Source organism: Pseudomonas sp. efr-133-TYG-103a, from assembly GCF_030209235.1.
Taxonomy (GTDB): Bacteria; Pseudomonadota; Gammaproteobacteria; order Pseudomonadales; family Pseudomonadaceae; genus Aquipseudomonas.
Window position 1 is genome coordinate 105,407 of the sequence record NZ_JARVSK010000035.1, and the last position, 20,211, is coordinate 125,617.

Sequence of the window (20,211 nt, forward strand, 5' to 3'; positions counted from 1 at the left end):
ACTCTCGTCGCTGAAACCAGGGCCGCTCGTAACAGCGGCCCTTTTTGCTTGCGTTCAATTCGGTATTCGCACGATGAAAAGCCAAACCATTCGCCGCTGGTCGTTCATCCACACGTGGAGCAGCCTGATCTGCACGCTGTTTCTGCTGATGCTGGCTATCACCGGCCTGCCGCTGGTGTTCCACCACGAGATTGAGCATTTGCTGGGGGATGCGCCGGAATTCAAGGAAATGCCCGCAGATACCCCGCGCAAGGATCTGCAGCAACTGGTCGCCGCCGCCGAGGCGCACCGGCCGGGTGAAGTCGTGCAATATTTTGGCTGGGACGAAGATGAAGCCAACGGCCTTTACGCCTTCATGGGTAAAACCGCCGGGGGCGATCCCAACGAAACCCACACCTTCATGCTCGATGCCCGAACCGGCGAAGCGGTAGAAACGCCGTCTGCCAACGGCGGATTCATGATGGTCATGCTGCGTCTGCACGTCGACATGTACGCCGGGCTGCCCGGCAAGCTGCTGCTGGCTTTCATGGGCCTGCTGTTTGCGCTGGCGATCATTTCCGGTGTCGTGCTGTACGCACCCTTCATGCGTCGCCTCGATTTCGCCACCGTGCGACCGAACAAATCGACCCGCGTGCGCTGGCTCGATCTGCACAACCTGATCGGCGTGGTGACCCTGACATGGGCGTTCGTAGTCGGTCTGACGGGCGTGCTCAACGCCTGCGCGGACCTGGTCATCGAGCAATGGCGCAACGACGCGCTCATGACAATGGTCGCGCCCTATCGCGACGCCCCGCCACTGACAGACCGCGCGCCGGCCACACGCCTGCTCGAGATCGCACAAACCACCGTGCCCGGCGCAGAGCCTTCGTTCATCGCATTTCCGGGTTCGCGGTTTTCAAGCGAGCATCACTACACCGTCTTCATGAAAGGCAATACTCACCTGACCTCGCACCTGCTGACGCCAGTGCTGATCGATGCGCAGACGCTGAAAGTGACGGCAATCGTCAGCAGCCCGTGGTACATGGACGCACTGATGCTCTCGCAACCGCTGCACTTCGGCGACTACGGCGGCATGCCGATGAAGATCCTCTGGGGCATTCTCGACGTGCTGACCATTATCGTCCTCGGCAGCGGCGTCTACCTGTGGTGGGTGCGCCGACGCGCCGCAGCAGCGGTCAACGTTTCCCACGTGACAGCGGAGGTCGCATGACCCGGCACAAGAAACATCCCGCCTTCTGGAAAACCTTCGGCAAACCCATCTGGATCGCCCTGCTGACCGCCGCCGGGCTCTTCGCCGCACTGCTCGGCGACGGCGCCTGGGACGTACTTGCCTGGGTCGGCATGGGTATCCCCGCCTGGCTGAGCATCAAAGGCCTGATGGTAAGGCGCAGGGCTTGAGTCGAAGTGAATCCTTTTCAAAGGGCTGACTGCGCACGTTTGAGCCAGTGCTATGCACTGGCGATAACTCTGTAAGAACACTCCTGCAACAAGACAGAACACATCTGACACTCCCTGAGCCAGATGCATCCCGCAATGGGGCTCGCCCGCCCGGACAATATTCAGCCATATCGGCACTCACGATATTGTCTGGAGATACACCGATGACGCTCGACGCATTTCTCAATATTGACGGCATTCCCGGTGAATCATTGGATGATCAGTACAAAGACTGGATTGAAATCACTGGATATTCGTTCGGGACTTATCAGAGCGCATCCGTAACAGCCAGTACGGCGGGCGGAGCAACCAACGGGCGGATACCTCAAGGGGCACAGTCCTCAGCATCCTTGATGCTGAAGGTTAATGCCGGCCGCTGATGGGGAGTCTTTTATCAGTTGCGATCATGGTGCTGACGGTTTTGGGGATATCTCGGATCACCAGAAACTGGCGTTTTCAGTGGATAGCGGGCCTTGCGCTCATTGCCGTTTATTTTAAATACCTGACGCCTTGGGTCGTGTTGGCTGAGGAGACAAGAGATAACCACTTTCTGGATTACGAAATATTGCTTTTTGGACTGTGTTTTCTGGGAATGGAACTCGTGACAAACAGTGTGCGTCTTTGGTGGCAGGACGACGAGGCGAAATAGCGAAAGCAGCCCTTTGCAACAGGACATTGCGTAGCGATTCGGCCCTGACTAGTCTTAGGGCCGGTCCGATCAGGGGAATGTCCATGTCTGCACCTAGCATGACGCTGTATTACAACGCCGCTTCGCCGTTTGCGCGCAAGGTGCTGATTCTGCTTCACGAAACCGGGCAGACCGGGAGGGTCGGCCTAAGGCCTGTGACGGTCACGCCGGTTACGCCGGACAGCGACCTGTGCCACAACAACCCCAGCGGGAAGATCCCGGCGCTGTGCCTGGCCGACGATAATGTGATTCACGACAGCCGGGTCATCCTTGACTATCTGGACCACCAGCATGTCGGTAATCCGCTGATTCCCAGAGACGGCTCGGCACGCTGGAGACGTCTCACGCTGGCATCGCTGGCCGATGCCGTTCTCGATGCGGCCGTGCTGATTCGTTACGAGACGTTTCTGCGACCGGAGGAGAAACGTTGGGGCGAGTGGATCGACAACCAGAGCGAGAAGATCTCCCGCTCTCTGGCGTATTTCGAAACGGAGGCGGTGACCGAGCTGAGTGCCAGCTTCGACATTGCCTCGATCAGCCTCGCCTGCGCGCTCGCGTATCTGGACTTTCGCCAACCTGATCTGGGCTGGCGCAGCAGTTATCCGCGTCTGGCCAACTGGTATTACGAAGTCAGCCAGCGGCCATCGATGCTGGAGACCACGCCTACGGTTTGACGCGCCTGCCATGGCAGGCGCCGGATCAGTTCACGCGATCAGCATTCAGGCTTGTCAGCCGTGTAGCGGCGCGCCGGGTTCACGGCTGCGCCAAATTCACGAAGGGCTTTGGCGCCAATCAGCAGCGGGTAATTGAAGTGGCTGCGATCGACGAGGTTGACCTCGACGGTGCGCTTGACGTTGCCCAGACACAATTCCAGGTCTACGACCGGACGTTTGGTCGGATCGACCGGCTCATCCTCATCTTCGCCATCGGAACGGCCCTTGATCCGGCTGATGCGCGACACCTTGTGCTCGTACACCTTGTTGTCGGCGTCTTTGGTGGCGAGGCGGAAACGAACCCAGTCATCGCCGTCACGCTTGAACAGCTCGATATCCTTGGCCGACAGCGATGCAGTGAGCGCACCGGTGTCCATCTTGGCCTTGAATGTCTCTCCGAATTCGGAGACCTGAATGTATTCGTAACGACCGTACAGCGTCGGTTCGGCGGCCATTACAGGCAACGCCAGCAGGGACAGAAGCGTCAGAAGGGATTTCACGTAACGGATTCCTCGCAATGGGTGGGCGTTGCACGGGCCCGATTTTAGACCGCAACTTTGTCGTTGGTTCGCTCACTAAACAAGACCTTCAGCCTACCGGGACGGCGGTGAAACTTTTGTCAGCGACGGCCGGATTTGGCGTCCTCGGCATTGCTGCTTATCATTGCCCGCCCTTTCGCCACCACGAGTGATTTATGCGTCACCTGCTCACCGGTCTTGCCGTCACGCTGCTGCTTCTGCTCAACACGCTGGTGCTGTTCGGCCCGCTGATGGTGTTTGCGCTGCTCAAGCTGGTGTTTCAGGGCGAAATGCGAGATCGCTGCTCGTGGGCGGTGATGTGGATTGCCGAGACCTGGATCGAGATAAACAAACTGATCTTCAGGCTGTGCATTCCGACGCGCTGGGAAATCAGCGGACATGAGGGGCTGCGCGGCGATACGTCTTATCTGGTGATCAGTAACCATCAGTCATGGGTCGATATCCCGGCGCTGGTGCAGGCGCTGAATCGGCGTACGCCGTTCTTCAAATTCTTCCTGAAGAAAGAGCTGATCTGGGTACCGTTTCTGGGGCTGGCCTGGTGGGCGCTCGATTATCCCTTCATGAAGCGTTACACCAAGGCGTTTCTGGCGAAGAACCCGGAGCTCAAGGGCAAGGATCTGGAAATCACTAAAGAGGCTTGCGAGCTGTTCAAGCGCCAGCCAGTGACGGTGGTGAATTATCTGGAAGGGACGCGGTTCACCCCGGCCAAACAGGCGCAGCAGACGTCGCCTTATCGTTACCTGCTCAAGCCCAAGGCAGGCGGCGTCGCATTTGTGCTGGCGGCGATGGGCGAGCAACTGGACGCTGTGCTCGACGTTACGGTGGTCTACCCGGGCGAGCGGATTCCGGGGTTCTGGGATTTGATTTCAGGTCAGGTACCGCGCGTCATCATCGACATCCAGACCCGCGAGCTCGACCCCGCGCTGTGGCAGGGCGATTACGAAAATGACCCGGCGTTTCGCGAATATGTACAGGCGTGGGTGAACCGGTTGTGGGAGGAAAAGAACGCGAGAATCGAAGCGTTGCGGGCTAGCCCCGCAGACGCTTGACCCTCGCAGGGTCGGGTGGCGCTCAAAAGCGGTGTTCAGTCAGCGGAATCACTTCGCGCCCCAGACCCCGCTCAAGGCCGACAGTGCCGAGCCGCTCGCGCCTTGCGCGCCCAGGTATTGCAGGATGACAGGCACAAACTGACTGACCATGCCGCTGTCCATGCCCAGCGCGCTGAACGCGTTATTCACATCGCCCATGCTCTGGACGTTGCCCAAGGCATTATTGACCGCCGAATTGCTGCCGGAGTTACCCAGCATGCCGCCCAGCCCACCGAGGCTGCCCAATGCGGAGCTGCCGGAGAGCTGGTCCAGGCCCGGAACCGATTTGCTCAGATTCGAATAGTCGTTGCCGGACAGCTTGTTCTTCGCCAGACCCAGCAATGCGCCGGTCCCGCCTACCGCTTGCTGCGGCGTGACATTCAATTGAGTGCCCAGCGTGTTCAACAGACCCGCTGCTTCAGGCGCAGCCGTCGCTTTCTGCTGACCGCCAGTGGCGTTGGAAACAGCGTTTGCCGCGTCATTCAGGTTGAACGCGAAGATTGGGGTGGTCACCAAGGCCATCACCGTTGCCAGTGCAGCACCGCGCGCGTTTTTCATTGAAACCTTCATCGAAACAACCTCATTTTCCAAGAGACCGGCAAGGCCGGGTAAACACGCGTTGGACCGTGCGTCCAAAAGAAGTTCCCCCCTCTCAAGAGCACCCAACGAGGCTGCATCCAGTCACCTCTGCGCCACGTATACATCGGCACAGGCTCTGCAACGGGCCTGTCCCCCAACGATGGAGTGCTGCCCGCATGAATGGAACTGCGGCTCAACCTGGTCTAACCTCCCAATATTCCGATGAGCCGCGTGCGCGTCGTCGTTGCTGTGTGTGGAGCGTCCTTATTTCCTCTGTCGATGCCGATGAACTCAGACACCTTTTAGCGCAGTGTGCACTGGGCGACCGTCGCGCGTTCGAAACCCTCTATCGCAAAGCGTCGGCGCAACTTTTTGCGGTGGCGCTGCGCTGCATGGGGAATCGAGATCACGCTGAGGACGTGCTTCAGGAAGCATTCGTACGGATATGGAACAGCGCCTCGCAATACGACGCCGGGCTTTCTGCACCGATGACCTGGATGGTCAGCATCACGCGTAACAAGGCCATCGATCAGCTGCGCAAGCACCGCGAAGAGCCATTGAGCGATGAACAGGCGATGGCGCTTTTCGATCCGACGCCCTCCGCACACGAGCAGCTTGAAACCCATCGCGATGCCACCGCCCTGCAGCGCTGCCTCGACACGCTGGAAGGCATGCAGCGTCAGTCGATCGTAACCGCCTATTTCCAGGGCGCGTCTCACAGTGAGCTGGTGACTCAGTTGGCCGCACCACTGGGCACTGTGAAATCCTGGATACGCCGGGGCATGGAGCGACTGCGCAGGTGCCTGGAATCATGAATTACCTTCAGCCCGAACTGCGCCGAGCCCTCGCTGCCGATTACGCCATCGGCCTGATGCCGTCGACCGCTCGCAGGCGTTTCGAAGGGTTGCTGCTGGACGACCCCGGCCTGCGCGCCGAAGTCGCCAAATGGCAGGAAAGCCTTGTGGGGCTGACGTCTTCGCTGGCACCCGAAGCGGTGCCCGAGCGCGTGTGGCTGAACATCGTCGCGCGCATCGAACCGCAACGGCTGCACGTGCCGCCAAGGCGTCCGTTCTGGAACTGGACGCGCGTTGCCGCCCTCGCCTGCACATTGCTTGTGGCCATCATCGTCGGCGTGATCTACAACCGCGACACCCCGGGTTTCAACGCTGTTCTGGTGGCGGATAACGCTCAGCCGGCGCTCGCGCTGCAGGCGTTCGAACGCTATCTGAAGGTCGAGCCTCTCGCGCTGGCGTCGGTGCAAGCAGGCCGCAGCCTGGAACTGTGGGCGATTCCCGCCGACGGTGTTCCGGTCTCGCTCGGGGTGCTGCCTGACGACGGCGAAGGCCGCATCGAATTGAGCGCAAGACAACGCGAACTGCTTGCCGCGAATACAACGATGGCGGTCAGTCTCGAGCCCAAAGGCGGCTCGCCGAGCGGCAAGCCGACCGGACCGATTCTGTATAAAGGTCAGCTGGCCTCCCTTTGACGCCGATCAAGGGGCCGCCACATGAAACAGCCTTTGCGGTTCGAACATCCGGGCGAGTCGCCGGTCCGACGCCGGAGATCCAGCCTGCAGCCAGGCGTGGCGAGTGAACGCTTTGTCGAAATGCTCGCCGTCGCGAAGTTTTTCTCGAAGACTCGTCAACTGGCTCCCGCCTTGATGATCGGACTCCCAATACAACGGCTCGCTGAAATAGCGCACCTGCGCCTGTGTATCGGACGCCTCATCGCGGTTGCCAGAAGGCTGCGGCCTTGCGCCTGGCGAGGTGTCGTCAACGGCAAGTATCAATTGCGCGCGGGTAATCAGGGCAAACCCCGATAACCACGGCGACCACAGCCGTGTCGCCTCCACCGCGAAGCACTCGCCGGGGAAGAAATCGGCCTCGCAATCTGCCAGTTCCCGATAGACCGGCGCAGCCCTGAGGTGTTGACGAAACGCCGAGCGATGAGCCGCCTGACAAATACGGGGCGCAATACCCGCCCACATGCAGGCATTGGCGCTTTCGAAAAATACCGTCGAGGATGTCCAGTGCGGCGTAATCCGCTCCAGCTGAGCGCTCACCAAGCTCGCCGGAGCGCCCGCCATAATCACCCCGATGGCCAGACGCACCGACGCTTTTACCAACCCGATAAACATGTATTACCCACAGCCAGAAAAAATCGGGCCGGACAAATAACATGTGAAACCAGCGGCAGAAACAAGCCGGAAAGGAATTCAAATTTTCCGCTTTGAATTACAGAATTGCCCTACGCATCAGGGTCATAATCCCTACATCAGCCGCAAAAAAAGCGACCCGAAGGTCGCTTTTTTTCACCGTTCCCGATCGACTTATGCCGCGCTGAAAAGCTTGTGCGGATCGATCACGAATTTCTTCGGCACGCCTGCATCGAACTCGCCGTAGCCGCGTGGGGCGTCGTCGAGGCTGATGACTTCCACACCCACGACATCCGCGATGTTGATGCGGTCCCACATGATGGCCTGCATCAGTTGACGGTTGTACTTCATGACCGGCGTCTGGCCGGTATGGAAGCTGTGGGATTTCGCCCAGCCCAGGCCGAAGCGAATGCTCAGGCTGCCCATTTTTGCAGCGGCGTCGACGGCGCCCGGATCTTCAGTGACATACAGGCCGGGAATACCGATCTTGCCTGCCACGCGCACGACGCCCATCAGCGAGTTGAGCACCGTGGCCGGCGCTTCGGCCTTGGCACCTGCGTGACCGTGGCCACGCGCTTCGAAGCCCACGGCGTCAACGGCGCAATCGACTTCCGGCTCGCCGAGCAGGGCGGCGATCTGCTCATGCAGCGGCGTGTCTTTGGACAGGTCGGCGATCTCGAAGCCCTGAGCTTTGGCGTGCGCCAGACGCACCGGGTTGACGTCGCCGACGATCACCACCGCAGCGCCCAACAAACGCGCCGAGGCTGCTGCAGCCAGACCGACGGGACCGGCACCCGCGATGTACACCGAGCTGCCGGGGCCGACGCCAGCGGTGACGGCGCCGTGATAGCCGGTTGGCAGGATGTCCGAGAGACAGGTCAGGTCGCGAATCTTGGACATGGCCTTGTCGCGATCGGGCAGTTTGAGCAGGTTGAAATCGGCGTATGGCACCAGTACGAATTCGGCCTGGCCGCCGGTCCAGTCGCCCATGTCGACATAGCCGTACGCTCCACCAGCGCGGGCCGGGTTGACGGTCAGGCACACGCCGGTGTGTTGCTCTTTGCAGGACCGGCAGCGGCCGCAGGCAACGTTGAACGGAACGGACACCAGATCGCCGATCTTCAGATTTTCGACATCGCTGCCCTTCTCGACCACTTCACCTGTGATCTCATGGCCGAGCACCAGGCCGACCTGGGCGGTTGTGCGGCCGCGAACCATGTGTTGGTCCGAGCCGCAGATGTTGGTGGATACCACGCGCAGAATGACCCCGTGCTCGATCTTCTTGCCGCGTGGGTCCTGCATTTTGGGGTAGTCGATTTTCTGTACTTCGACCTTACCTGCGCCGAGATACACGACGCCACGATTACCAGACATGCTTTCACCTCGCTGAATTGTTGTTATGGATACAGCTGTGTAGCGGAGAAATGCGTTGCTTGGGTGGTGCTGCAACGCAATGGTTGCTCTGGGTTGATTGTGCGTATTGCCGTGATTTCTGTGTCGCCTGTACTCCCGCTGTCGCAAGCAAGCTAACCCCTACAGGGGATCGCGGGATCTGTAGGCGTGAGCTTGCTCGCGATCCGCGAAGCGGCCGTTGTCACAGAACGACTGTCCTGTTGGCGTTGAGGAACACACGCCGTTCAATGTGATAGCCCACCGCCCGCGCCAGGGTCAGGCCTTCGATGTCGCGGCCCTTGGCAATGAGGTCTTCGGGATAGTGACTGTGATCCACCACCTCGACCCCTTGCGCGATGATCGGGCCCTCGTCCAGATCGTTGTTGATGTAGTGCGCCGTAGCGCCCACCAGCTTCACGCCCTTGTTGTAAGCCTGATGGTAGGGCTTGGCGCCTTTGAAGCCCGGCAGCAGCGAGTGATGGATGTTGATCGCCTTGCCGTCGAGCTTGCGACACAGCTCTGGCGATAGCACTTGCATGTAGCGGGCAAGCACGACCAGTTCGGCGCCGGACTCCTCGATCACCTGCCAGACCTTCGCTTCCTGCGCCGGCTTGTCATTAGGGTCCAGAGGGAAATGGTAGTAGGGAATGTCGTGCCAGCGCGCCAGCGGTTCGAGATCCGGGTGGTTGGAGACGACCGCGACGACGTCCATCGACAGCTGATTGATGCGCTGACGGTAGAGCAGATCGTTCAGGCAGTGATCGGCTTTCGAAACCATGATCACGACTTTGGGCCGGTAGTTCGGCGCTGTCAGCTCGAAGATCATGCCGAAGGCTTCACCTCGCTCGGCAAGACCTGCGCGAAACGAGGCTTCATCGAAGCCATCGGGCTGACGAAATTCGACGCGAATGAAAAAACGACTCGACAGCCGGTCATCGAATGAATGGTGCTCGGTGACGTAGCAGCCCTGCTCGAACAAAAAGCGGGTCACCGCGTCCACCGTGCCCAGCACGCTTGGGCAATCGGCAGTCAGAATCCAGGTATCCGGGGCGCGGCTCATGGGGTGTGGCTCCTCTTTTTGTCTACAACGCGAACTGCTTCTGCCGGAGGCGTAGGAGCTCGGCTTGCCAGCGATCTGGCGCGAAGCGCCAGCAAAATCAGCCGACGTATTCTTTCTGAAAGAATGTGTCGTCTGGATTTACGACTGCTTCGCAGCCGATCGCTGGCAAGCCAAGCTCCTACGGCCTCCGGCCAGAAGCAGTCGGAGGCGTATTCAAGATCGAATCAGGCTGCGATCCCGAGGCCGTACTCGGCGCTCGCGTCCTGCAGCCACAGCCACCAGTAGTCGGCGAAGCTGCGGCGGATCACCAGTTCCCAGGTCTCTTCACCCGTGCGGCGGATCACCAGCTGCGATTTGGCGAACACAGTGCCAACGGCCTTGCCCACCGGGAAGTTGCTCGGGTGCACGTCGTAGCTGGTGGATTTCATCAGCACATCGCGCACGTTCGGGCCGGTCAGCTCCAGCAGCGATTGACCGCCGCTGACGTTGACCACCTGGATGTGCAGGCCGGCCAGTGCTTCACGCAATTTCTGTTCGGCGGCGAATTCTTCGCCAGTCGGCACGATCAGCAGCCACTCATCCGGGCCCATCCACTGGATCGAGCTGTCGCCACTGGTCACCAGCGCCAGGGCGCCCGGCAGTTCCATGCCCAGCGCTTTGTGGACGCCAGCGGCGAACGCTGGATCATGGGCATCACCACGCAAGGTCAGATGGCCCAGCAGTTTTTTCTCGCGCAGCACCACACCCGGATTGGTGCGGCCTTTGCCGACCAGGCTTTTGAGGTCGGCATGGAACAGCGGCGACTCGACTTTGACGTCGGTCGTTGGCCGCTGTTGGTAAACGTTGGCTGTGGTCATAGAGCACCTGTTTTGAATTCTGTTATTTCAGTGAACGCGAACCTTGTAGGAGCGTGGCTTGTCCCGCGATAGCAGTCTGCAGGTCACCGCGATGGCGACGTGTTAATCGCATCGCGGGACAAGCCACGCTCCTACACAGGAAGCAGCGCAATACATGGAAATTACTCCACGTTCTGCCGGTCACCCTTCGGATCGAAGAACACCGAGGAAACGATCTCTGCCTCGATCACGGAGCCATCTGCCTGCGGCGAGAACACGCGCTCACCCATGCGTTTCAGGCCGCCTTTGACCACACCCATGGCGAACGAATAACCCAGTGAATTCGCGGCGTAGCTGGACGTCACGTGGCCAACCATCGTCATCGGGATTGATTGCTTCGGATCGAATACCAGTTGCGCCCCTTCCGGCAGCCACTTGTTCGGGTCGACAGGCTTGAGGCCCACCAACTGCTTGCGGTCTTCGCGCACGCAATCTTCGCGACTCATGCCACGCTGGCCGATCCACGAAAACGGCTTGGTACGACCAACACACCAGCCCATGTTCAGGTCGTCCGGGGTCATCGAGCCGTCGGTGTCCTGACCGACGATGATGAAGCCCTTCTCGGCCCGCAGGACGTGCATGGTTTCAGTGCCGTAAGGGGTCAGGTTGTACTTCTTGCCCGCTTCGGCGATTTTTTCCAGAACACCCATCGCGTAGTCAGCCTGGATGTTCACTTCGTAGGAAAGCTCACCGGTAAACGAAATCCGGAACACGCGCGCCGGGACGCCGCCCACCAACCCCTCTTTCCAGGTCATGAACGGGAATGCTTCACGGCCCAGGTCGATGTCGGTCACTTCGCTGAGCAGCTTGCGACTGTTCGGGCCCGACAGCGTCAGGGTCGCGTAGTGGTCGGTCACGGAGGTGAAATACACCTTCAGGTCCGGCCACTCGGTCTGCTGATAGATTTCCAGCCATTGCAGGACGCGTGCAGCACCGCCCGTAGTGGTGGTCATGATGAAGTGGTTGTCGGCGACGCAGGCAGTCACGCCGTCGTCGAAGACCATACCGTCTTCCTTGCACATCAGGCCGTAACGGGCCTTGCCCACGTCGAGCTTGGTCCAGGCGTTGGTGTAGATGCGGTTGAGGAACTCGCGCGCATCCGGGCCCTGAATGTCGATCTTGCCCAACGTCGAGGCGTCCAGCAGGCCAACGCTGTCGCGCACGGCTTTACATTCGCGGCGTACGGCCGCGTGGATGTCTTCACCGGCTTTGGGGAAATACCAAGGGCGTTTCCATTGACCGACGTCTTCGAATTCGGCGCCGTTCTTGACGTGCCAGGCGTGCAGCGCGGTGAAGCGCACCGGCTCGAAAATGTGCCCACAGTGACGTCCGGCTACCGCACCGAAGGTGACCGGCGTGTAGTTGGGACGGAACATGGTGGTGCCCATCTCGGGGATCGAGACGTTCAGCGAGCGGGCCGCAATGGCCAGACCGTTGACGTTGCCCAACTTGCCTTGATCGGTGCCGAAGCCCAGTGCGGTGTAGCGTTTGACGTGCTCGACCGACTCGAAACCTTCACGGGTCGCCAGTTCGATGGCCGCAGCAGTCACGTCGTTCTGCAGGTCGACGAATTGCTTCGGCGCCCGCGAAGTGCCTTTCTCGTGGGGCACCTGGAACATAGCCAGGGTTGGCTCTTCAACGCGGCTCAAGGCTTTAGGAATCACGCCTTCGACAGGCTGGAAGCCCGCTTCGCTGGCTGCGCGCACGCCACCTTCGAAACCGTCGGCCAGCGCGTCGCCCAGTGCGTAAACGCCGTTGACGCCACCCACGCAGACACGCTTCTGAGGCGCTTCGCCCGGCACGAAACCGAGAATGTCCTCACGCCAGACTGGCTTGCCGCCCAAGTGGGATGCCAGGTGAACGATCGGGCTGTAACCGCCGGAGCTGCCGATCAGGTCGCAGTCCAGCCATTCGCCGGGACTGGTGACTTTGTGCGCCTTGACGTCGATTGCCGCAACGCGGGCACCGCTGACGCGCTTGCTGCCGCGCGCCTCGATCACGGCGCTGCCAGTCAGAATGCGGATGCCTTTGGCGCGCGCCTCTTCAACCAGTGCGCCACGAGGGTTGTGGCGCACGTCGGCAACGGCAACGACCTGCAGACCGGCGTCAAGCCAGTCCAGCGCGACGCGGTAGGCGTAATCGTTGTTGGTCGACAGCACGAGCTTCTTGCCAGGTGCCACGCCATAACGACGAACATAGGTGGAAATCGCGCCGGCGAGCATGTTGCCCGGCACATCGTTATTGCCGTAAACCAGCGGACGTTCGTGCGTACCGGTCGCCAGCACGACGCGCTTGGCGCGAACGCGGTGCATGCGCTGACGCACCTGGCCGATGGGCGCGCGATCGCCGAGGTGATCAGTCAGACGCTCGTGAATCGTCAGGAAGTTGTGATCGTGATAGCCGTTCACGGTCGCGCGTGGCAGCAGCGTCACGTTGGCCAGGCTTTTGAGTTCGGCAACGACCGTGGCAATCCACTCCGCCGCAGGCTTGCCGTCCAGACTCTCGCGGGAATCGAGCAGGCTGCCGCCGAATTCTTCCTGTTCGTCTGCGACGATAACGCGAGCGCCGCTGCGCGCAGCCGCCAGAGCAGCCGCCAGGCCTGCCGGGCCTGCACCGACCACGAGCACATCGCAGTGCCGGTTCATGGCGTCATAAGTGTCCGGATCGTTTTCAGTCGGCGAGCGACCCAGACCGGCAGCCTTGCGGATGTACTTCTCGTACGTCATCCAGAAGGACTGCGGATACATGAAGGTTTTGTAGTAGAAGCCCGGCGGCATCAGTTTGCCGCCGACCTTGCCGAGAATCCCCATCATGTCGGTGTTCACGTTCGGCCAGCCATTGGTGCTGGTGGCGACGAGGCCCGAGTACAGCGCCTGTTGCGTGGCACGCACGTTGGGGATCTGAGTGGCTTCGGTCGCGCCGATCTGCAGGACGGCGTTCGGCTCTTCGGAACCGGCGGCGAAGATGCCGCGAGGCCGCGAGTACTTGAAGCTGCGGCCGATGATGTCGACGCCATTGGCGAGCAGCGCAGCAGCCAGGGTATCGCCTTCAAAGCCTTGATAGGTCTGGCCGTTGAAGTTGAAGTTCAGGACTTTGCTGCGGTCGATGCGGCCGCCGTTAGGCAGGCGATTGGACTGGCTCATACCTGATCTCCCTGCGTGTTCTTGATTGCAGACGCCGGCGTTTCTTTGAACTGAGGCTGGGTGCCAATCGGATAGGTTTCGACAATTTCGTACGTCATGGTGTTACGCGTGGCGTTGAAGTACTGGCGGCAACCCGCGGCATGAATCCACAGCTCGTGGTGCAGTCCGCGCGAGTTATCGCGAAAGAACATGTAATCGCCCCACTGCTCGTCCGTGCAGGCAGCCGGGTCCAGTGGACGCGGGATGTGAGCCTGGCCGGACGCGTGGAATTCCTCTTCGGAGCGCAGTTCGCCACAGTGAGGACAGAAGATGTGCAACATGGGATTTCTCCTGTTAGTGGGCGACAGCGGCAGCGCCGTGTTCGTCAATGAGTGCACCGTTGTGGAAACGGTCGATGGAAAACGGTTTGGCCAGCGGGTGCATTTCGCCCTTGGCCAGGCTGGCAGCGAACACGTTGCCCGAACCCGGAGTGGCCTTGAAGCCACCGGTGCCCCAACCGCAGTTGAAGAACATGTTCGGCACAGGCGTTTTGGAAATGATCGGGCAAGCGTCCGGCGTGGTGTCGACGATGCCGCCCCACTGACGGTTCATGCGCACGCGCGACAGCACCGGGAACATCTCCACGATGGCCTGGATGGTGTGCTCGATCACCGGGTACGAGCCGCGCTGACCGTAACCAACCCAACCGTCGATACCGGCACCGATCACCAGGTCGCCCTTGTCGGACTGGCTGATGTAGCCGTGAACGGCGTTGGACATGATCACGCTGTCGATAATCGGCTTGATCGGCTCGGACACCAGCGCCTGCAACGGGTGAGATTCGACCGGCAGACGGAAGCCCGCGAGCTTGGCCATGTGACCGGAGTTACCGGCGGTCACCACGCCGACGCGCTTGGCGCCGATGAAGCCTTTATTGGTTTCGACGCCGATGCACACGCCGTTCTCTTTACGAAAACCAGTCACTTCAGTCTGTTGAATCAGGTCTACGCCCAACGCGTCGGCGGCACGGGCAAAGCCCCAGGCCACGGCGTCGTGACGCGCGACACCGCCGCGACGTTGAACGGTCGCGCCGATGATCGGGTAGCGGGTGTTCTTCGAGCAGTCCAGGTACGGAATTTCTTCGGACACCTGTTTGCCGTTGAGCAGCTCGCCGTCAACACCGTTCAAGCGGTTGGCGCTGACGCGGCGCTCGGAATCGCGCATGTCTTGAAGGGTGTGGCACAGGTTGTACACGCCGCGCTGGGAGAACATCACGTTGTAGTTCAGGTCCTGGGACAGGCCTTCCCACAGTTTCATCGCGTGTTCGTACAGATGCGCGGATTCATCCCACAGGTAGTTGGAACGCACGATTGTCGTGTTTCGGGCAGTGTTGCCGCCGCCCAGCCAGCCTTTTTCGACCACGGCCACGTTGGTGATGCCGTGCTCCTTGGCCAGGTAGTACGCGGTCGCCAGACCGTGACCGCCGCCGCCAACGATGACCACGTCGTAGACCTTTTTCGGGGTCGGCGTGCGCCACATGCGCTGCCAGTTTTCGTGGTGGCTGAGGGAGTGTTTGAAGAGGCCGAAGCCTGAGTAATGTTGCATGGTGCTACTCCTGACTCAGCGGTAAACCGGGAAATCGGCGCACAGCGCGGCGACCTGACCGGCGACATTGGCCTCGACATCGGCATCGCCGAGGTTGTCGAGAATGTCGCAGATCCAGCCAGCCAGCGTGATGCATTGGGTCACTTTGAAGCCGCGGGTGGTGACCGCCGGGGTGCCGATGCGCAGGCCCGAGGTCACGAACGGCGACTGTGGATCATTCGGAACGGCGTTCTTGTTCACCGTGATGTGGGCGCGGCCGAGCGCAGCGTCCGCGTCTTTACCGGTAAGGCCCTGACGGATCAGGCTGACCAGGAACAAGTGGTTGTCGGTACCGCCGGAGACCACGTCGTAACCGCGATCGATGAACACTTGCGCCATCGCCTGAGCGTTGTCGATCACCTGCTGCTGATAAGCCTTGAAGCCAGGCTCCATGGCTTCTTTGAAACACACCGCCTTGCCGGCGATGACGTGCATCAGCGGGCCGCCCTGAGCGCCCGGGAACACGGCAGAGTTGAGCTTTTTCTCAATCTCCTCGTTGGACTTCGCCAGGATCAGGCCACCGCGAGGGCCGCGCAGGGTTTTGTGCGTGGTGGTGGTGACAACGTCAGCGTACGGAAGAGGATTGGGGTACAAACCAGCCGCCACCAGACCTGCGACGTGAGCCATGTCGACGAAGAGGAGCGCGCCCACCTTGTCAGCGATCTGACGGAAGCGCGGGAAATCCAGGGTTTTCGAATAAGCCGAGAAACCGGCGACGATCATTTTCGGCTTGTGCTCGACGGCCAGGCGCTCGACTTCGTCGTAGTCGATCAGGCCGGTTGTGGTGTCGATGCCGTATTGAACGGCGTTGTAGAGCTTGCCCGAAGACGACACTTTCGCACCGTGGGTCAGGTGACCGCCGTGGGCCAGACTCATGCCCAGAATGGTGTCGCCGGCCTGCAGCAAAGCCAGGTAAACGGCGCTGTTGGCCGACGAACCGGAGTGTGGCTGCACGTTGGCGTAATCAGCACCGAACAGTTGCTTGGCACGGTCGATGGCCAGTTGCTCGACCTTGTCGACGTGCTCGCAGCCGCCGTAGTAGCGCTTGCCCGGATAGCCTTCGGCGTATTTGTTGGTCAGGCCGCTGCCCTGAGCTTGCATGACGCGCTTGCTGGTGTAGTTCTCCGAGGCGATCAGCTCGATGTGATCTTCCTGACGCTGCTCTTCGGCATTCATCGCCGCCAACAGTGCATCGTCATAACCCTGGATCTGGTCTTGCTTGCTGAACATCGCGGTTCTCCCAGCGGCGGCGCGGCGCCTGAATTATCGATAGGGCGTGTGGACTGCCCTTTGGAAGCGATGGTAGGGCTGACGCAGGGAGGCTAGATGCCTACGGACGCCACGCAAAGGCGCGTTTACGACATGGATTCGAACCCGTACTTGAAGACAGGCGCAGCCGACGTAGTTACGGCCTTGATTCAGGCCGACGCCATGGGAGTCGGGCTTGTTGGCGATCTGCCGGGAACCGGCAGCAAGCTGCTGCGACGCGGGGTGTCAGCGAGATCACGCTGTCTGATTTCATGACTGCTTCGCAGCCAATCGCCGGCAAGACGGATTGCTACGCCCTCCGGGCAGGGGCAGATCGCGCACAGAAAAATCCCCGGTCAATGCCGGGAATGTTTGGTGAATCAATGTCGCATTCAGACCTGTTTGGCTGGCAACAGTCCTTCAGCGCTGAATAGGCCCTGATACCTCGCACGGCCTGCGCGATGGGGTCTGGTCCACTCCCGGAGACTGCCTTTTAAAACTACATCGACGTTTCCAACCAAGGGCGTGAGCACTGTCAAAACTGACAGTATTCGCGCAAACACCTTGGTGATACTTTCAGCACTGAAGGACCGCGTACACATCAATCCTGGAAGGAGTCCGATATGAATATCGTGGCAAAATCACGTGTGCTTACACCCGAACGCTGGAGATCTTTAAACGCTCGCCGCTCTGCTCAGGTAACCGCTGTCGATCCACTGCTCTTTCTCGCTCAGGGCGTGTTCCATGATCTGGATATTCAGGGTTTCGTCAAACTGAGAACAGTGCAGGAACTTCCCACCTCGGATGCTCTGATTACGGTGCACTTCGCAGACACCGAAGAAACGCTATCGGGAACGGTGACTGCGGTCGATGCCAGGCTCTATGCAGGTCCACACGACATCATCTATCAGAACGATGCCTTTCACTCCTTGATCTTCAAAATCCTGTCCTATGAAGCGGGAGCGGCGGTGGCCGAAATATATCTTTGGGAAATACCAACTGTCGCAGCGCCGGATGCCGTTGAGTCGGATATTGCGCTGTCACTGCCCAAAGGTTCGACGCTATATCTGAGTCAGACTGAAGAAGACATCGTCATGGATCGGACTTTGAGGGTGTCTGAAGATCGGAAAGTAGCCGTCAACATTCGTACTGTAGAAGGGCGAAGTTACTCTACGACGGTGTCGGAAATTGAAGCAATACGGTGTGCAGTACCGGGGGACTATTATGTGGAGAACGGCTCTGATGAGCTTTCGATTGTGTATGGCATCACAATCCGATCACAACCACCCCACAACCCGATAATCAGGCATATCGCACTGCCAGCAGCGCCAGGGTCCAGTCGCGACCCTGGCTGCTGAACGGGCGGTCAGGCTCTCGGAGCAATCAAGCCATCCGACCGGAACATCCCGCGAATACCGCGGACCGCCTGGCGGATGCGGTCCTGGTTTTCGATCAGCGCGAAACGTACGTGATCGTCGCCATATTCGCCAAAACCGACGCCCGGCGACACGCAGACCTTGGCCTCGAGCAGCATCTTCTTGGCGAATTCCAGCGAACCCAGGTGGGCGTACGCCTCGGGAATCTTGGCCCAGACGTACATCGACGCTTTCGGGTTCTCGACCATCCAGCCCAGCTCATGCAAGCCTTTCACCAGCACATTGCGGCGCTGGCGATAGTGCTCGGCGATGTCCAGCACGCATTGCTGGTCGCCTTCCAGCGCAGCGATAGCGGCCACTTGCAGCGGGGTGAAGGTGCCGTAGTCGTGGTAGCTCTTGATCCGCGCCAGGGCGTTGACCAGCTCGGGATTGCCGACCATGAAACCGATGCGCCAGCCCGCCATGTTATAGCTCTTGGACAGGGTGAAAAATTCCACCGCGATGTCCTTGGCGCCTGGCACCTGCATGATCGAAGGAGCTTTCCAGCCGTCGTAGACGATGTCGGCGTAGGCCAGATCGTGCACCACCAGCACGTCGTACTGCTTGGCCAGCGCCACCACGCGCTCGAAGAAATCCAGCTCCACGCACTGCGCGGTCGGATTGGACGGGAAGCCCAGAATCATCATCTTCGGCTTGGGAATCGAGCCACGAATGGCCTTTTCCAGCTCGGCGAAAAAGTCCACGCCCGGAATCAGCGGTACCGAACGCACTTGAGCACCGGCAATGACCGCGCCATAGATATGAATCGGGTAGCTGGGATTGGGCACCAGCACCGTATCGCCCTGATCCAGCGTGGCAAGCATCAGATGCGCCAGGCCTTCCTTGGAACCGATGGTGACGATGGCTTCGGATTCCGGGTCGATGTCGACCTCGTAACGCGTTTTGTACCAGCTGGAGATCGCCCGACGCAGACGCGGAATGCCACGCGAAGTCGAGTAGCCGTGAGTGTCTTCACGTTGGGCGACGGTGACCAGTTTTTCGACGATGTGCGGCGGCGTTGCCCCATCGGGGTTGCCCATGCTCAGGTCGATGATGTCCTCACCACGACGTCGAGCGGCCATTTTCAGCTCGGCGGTGATGTTGAACACGTAAGGGGGGAGTCGATCGATGCGCGCAAAGCGGCGCGGCGAACCTTGGTCTGCCATGGAGGCCTCTAGAAGACGTAAGCGCCCGGAACCGTCCGAGCGACGCTGGCCACTGCGGTGGCCTGGTGCGGAAGATAAATGCGCTGATGGCCGTTTGTCTACAAGGATGTCGGTGCCCTGCACCAAACGGTGAATCGCTGCCAGACCTGTAGGAGTGCTTGCCCGCGATGCGCAGGATCAAATACATCAATGGTGACTGACACACCGCATTCGCGGGCAAGCGCGCTCCTGCAGTGGTCGTGCGTCAGGCGAAAATCTGGCGCAAACCGAACAAGAGCAAAAAATGCCCCGGATAAATCAGATACGCCCAACGCCGCATCGGCCAGACACTGAACCCAGGGCGCCAGCGCAACAGCGCCAGTCCGGCTAATGGCGCGAGCAGGCAGGCGATCAAGGCGCCGATTGAAATCGGATCGCCCCACAGCATCCCGTCGATGATTTTCGGCCACTCGTTGCTCAGCAGGCAGACCACGCCCGGCACGATCGCCAGCCACAACGAACGTCGCAACACCAGCGCAAATGCCGCGGGCAACAACACGCCATATGCGCCGAACATCAATTGCGAACCACACGTAACGCCGATGCCCAGCGCCACGATACCCAGCGCGCGCGCCGGCCATGAGCGACTCAGCCCGCCCTGCGCGACCACCAGGCCCAATGCCAGAGTCGGAAGGACGTTCAGCGTACTGACCTCGTCCGCCATGTAGAGCCGGTACGGCAATTCAGCCAGCAGTGAAAACACTGCCAGCCACGCCAGATATTTCCAGCGAGCCGCTGGCGGAACGTCCCGGACGGCGTTGCGCGTGACATTGACCGCGATTGCCAGGCAAAACCACGGAAAGGCCAGACGCCCCGGCACATACAGCCCGTCTACGTGCAAGCCGACGTACCTCAGGTGATCCATCACCATGCTCAGCATCGCCAGCCACTTGAGCAAGTCCAGCGCGCGGTCACGCACCGGTCTGATCGTCGAGTTCGTTTCGCTCATCTCACTTCGCTGTCTGACTGAATTTTCTGACGCAACAATGCATGACCAAACCCATGATTCTTGGTTACAGTCGCAGCCTTC

At 60.2% G+C, this 20,211-nt stretch carries 20 protein-coding genes; 8 read left to right on the forward strand and 12 right to left on the reverse strand.

Features of this window, described 5'->3' with window-relative positions:
• Positions 1-73: 73 nt before the first annotated feature.
• The 4 genes from QRN36_RS24560 to QRN36_RS24575 all read left to right on the forward strand — a co-directional run bounded on the left by QRN36_RS24560 (position 74) and on the right by QRN36_RS24575 (position 2,799).
• Positions 74-1,210, forward strand: coding sequence for a PepSY domain-containing protein (locus QRN36_RS24560; protein WP_285426410.1), 1,137 nt, complete (start codon positions 74-76; stop codon positions 1,208-1,210).
• On the forward strand, positions 1,207-1,398 hold the full coding sequence (locus QRN36_RS24565) for a hypothetical protein (RefSeq protein WP_285426411.1): 192 nt from the start codon (positions 1,207-1,209) through the stop codon (positions 1,396-1,398). The genes QRN36_RS24560 and QRN36_RS24565 overlap by 4 nt, the downstream gene beginning before the upstream one ends.
• Positions 1,399-1,601: 203 nt before the next feature.
• The gene (locus QRN36_RS24570; RefSeq protein ID WP_285426412.1) at positions 1,602-1,817 is read left to right on the forward strand and encodes a type VI secretion system tube protein Hcp; all 216 of its coding nucleotides are present in this window, start codon (positions 1,602-1,604) and stop codon (positions 1,815-1,817) included.
• A 352-nt stretch (positions 1,818-2,169) separates the two neighbouring features.
• The gene (locus QRN36_RS24575; RefSeq protein WP_285426413.1) at positions 2,170-2,799 is read left to right on the forward strand and encodes a glutathione S-transferase family protein; all 630 of its coding nucleotides are present in this window, start codon (positions 2,170-2,172) and stop codon (positions 2,797-2,799) included.
• 38 nt (positions 2,800-2,837) lie between these two features.
• Here QRN36_RS24575 and QRN36_RS24580 read toward each other — a convergent pair whose 3' ends face one another.
• Complete coding sequence (locus tag QRN36_RS24580) at positions 2,838-3,338, reverse strand: ATP-dependent zinc protease (protein ID WP_285426414.1); 501 nt, start codon at positions 3,336-3,338, stop codon at positions 2,838-2,840.
• A gap of 194 nt (positions 3,339-3,532) precedes the next feature.
• On the opposite strand from QRN36_RS24580, the gene QRN36_RS24585 reads away from it, so the two are divergent.
• The gene (locus QRN36_RS24585) at positions 3,533-4,426 is read left to right on the forward strand and encodes an acyltransferase (RefSeq protein ID WP_285426415.1); all 894 of its coding nucleotides are present in this window, start codon (positions 3,533-3,535) and stop codon (positions 4,424-4,426) included.
• A gap of 48 nt (positions 4,427-4,474) precedes the next feature.
• Here the strand turns inward: QRN36_RS24585 and QRN36_RS24590 are convergent, their stop codons facing one another.
• Positions 4,475-5,023: a DUF2780 domain-containing protein gene (locus QRN36_RS24590; protein WP_177182212.1), complete on the reverse strand. Its 549-nt coding sequence runs from the start codon at positions 5,021-5,023 to the stop codon at positions 4,475-4,477.
• Between the two features lie 197 nt (positions 5,024-5,220).
• Between QRN36_RS24590 and QRN36_RS24595 the strand changes: the two genes are divergently transcribed.
• Both QRN36_RS24595 and QRN36_RS24600 read left to right on the forward strand, forming a co-directional pair.
• Entirely contained in the window at positions 5,221-5,859 is a 639-nt protein-coding gene (locus tag QRN36_RS24595) for a sigma-70 family RNA polymerase sigma factor (protein ID WP_285426416.1), read from the forward strand.
• Complete coding sequence (locus tag QRN36_RS24600; RefSeq protein ID WP_285426417.1) at positions 5,856-6,530, forward strand: anti-sigma factor domain-containing protein; 675 nt, start codon at positions 5,856-5,858, stop codon at positions 6,528-6,530. The genes QRN36_RS24595 and QRN36_RS24600 overlap by 4 nt, the downstream gene beginning before the upstream one ends.
• 6 nt (positions 6,531-6,536) lie before the next feature.
• Here QRN36_RS24600 and QRN36_RS24605 read toward each other — a convergent pair whose 3' ends face one another.
• From QRN36_RS24605 to glyA, 8 genes are all read right to left on the reverse strand, one after another.
• Entirely contained in the window at positions 6,537-7,181 is a 645-nt protein-coding gene (locus QRN36_RS24605) for a DUF1190 domain-containing protein (RefSeq protein ID WP_285426418.1), read from the reverse strand.
• A gap of 192 nt (positions 7,182-7,373) precedes the next feature.
• On the reverse strand, positions 7,374-8,573 hold the full coding sequence (gene fdhA, locus QRN36_RS24610) for a formaldehyde dehydrogenase, glutathione-independent (protein WP_285426419.1): 1,200 nt from the start codon (positions 8,571-8,573) through the stop codon (positions 7,374-7,376).
• 220 nt (positions 8,574-8,793) lie between these two features.
• Positions 8,794-9,651 carry a formyltetrahydrofolate deformylase gene (purU, locus tag QRN36_RS24615; protein WP_285426420.1) on the reverse strand — a complete coding sequence of 286 codons (858 nt, stop codon included), beginning with the start codon at positions 9,649-9,651 and terminating at the stop codon, positions 8,794-8,796.
• 224 nt (positions 9,652-9,875) lie between these two features.
• Positions 9,876-10,508 carry a sarcosine oxidase subunit gamma gene (locus QRN36_RS24620; protein WP_285426421.1) on the reverse strand — a complete coding sequence of 211 codons (633 nt, stop codon included), beginning with the start codon at positions 10,506-10,508 and terminating at the stop codon, positions 9,876-9,878.
• 161 nt (positions 10,509-10,669) lie between these two features.
• Positions 10,670-13,690 (reverse strand): sarcosine oxidase subunit alpha, encoded by a 3,021-nt coding sequence (locus QRN36_RS24625; protein WP_285426422.1) that lies wholly within the window; start codon positions 13,688-13,690, stop codon positions 10,670-10,672.
• On the reverse strand, positions 13,687-14,010 hold the full coding sequence (locus QRN36_RS24630; RefSeq protein ID WP_093468492.1) for a sarcosine oxidase subunit delta: 324 nt from the start codon (positions 14,008-14,010) through the stop codon (positions 13,687-13,689). The genes QRN36_RS24625 and QRN36_RS24630 overlap by 4 nt, the downstream gene beginning before the upstream one ends.
• Before the next feature lie 13 nt (positions 14,011-14,023).
• A complete protein-coding gene (locus tag QRN36_RS24635; RefSeq protein WP_285426423.1) occupies positions 14,024-15,274 on the reverse strand; it encodes a sarcosine oxidase subunit beta family protein in 1,251 nt (416 codons plus the stop codon).
• 15 nt (positions 15,275-15,289) lie between these two features.
• Positions 15,290-16,543 carry a serine hydroxymethyltransferase gene (gene glyA, locus QRN36_RS24640; protein ID WP_285426424.1) on the reverse strand — a complete coding sequence of 418 codons (1,254 nt, stop codon included), beginning with the start codon at positions 16,541-16,543 and terminating at the stop codon, positions 15,290-15,292.
• A gap of 641 nt (positions 16,544-17,184) precedes the next feature.
• On the opposite strand from glyA, the gene QRN36_RS24645 reads away from it, so the two are divergent.
• Positions 17,185-17,919 carry a hypothetical protein gene (locus QRN36_RS24645; RefSeq protein WP_285426425.1) on the forward strand — a complete coding sequence of 245 codons (735 nt, stop codon included), beginning with the start codon at positions 17,185-17,187 and terminating at the stop codon, positions 17,917-17,919.
• A gap of 8 nt (positions 17,920-17,927) precedes the next feature.
• On the opposite strand, the gene alaC is transcribed toward QRN36_RS24645, so the two are convergent.
• Entirely contained in the window at positions 17,928-19,142 is a 1,215-nt protein-coding gene (alaC, locus tag QRN36_RS24650) for an alanine transaminase (protein WP_285426426.1), read from the reverse strand.
• 244 nt (positions 19,143-19,386) lie between these two features.
• The gene (locus tag QRN36_RS24655) at positions 19,387-20,130 is read right to left on the reverse strand and encodes a TraX family protein (protein ID WP_285426427.1); all 744 of its coding nucleotides are present in this window, start codon (positions 20,128-20,130) and stop codon (positions 19,387-19,389) included.
• Positions 20,131-20,211: the final 81 nt, after the last annotated feature.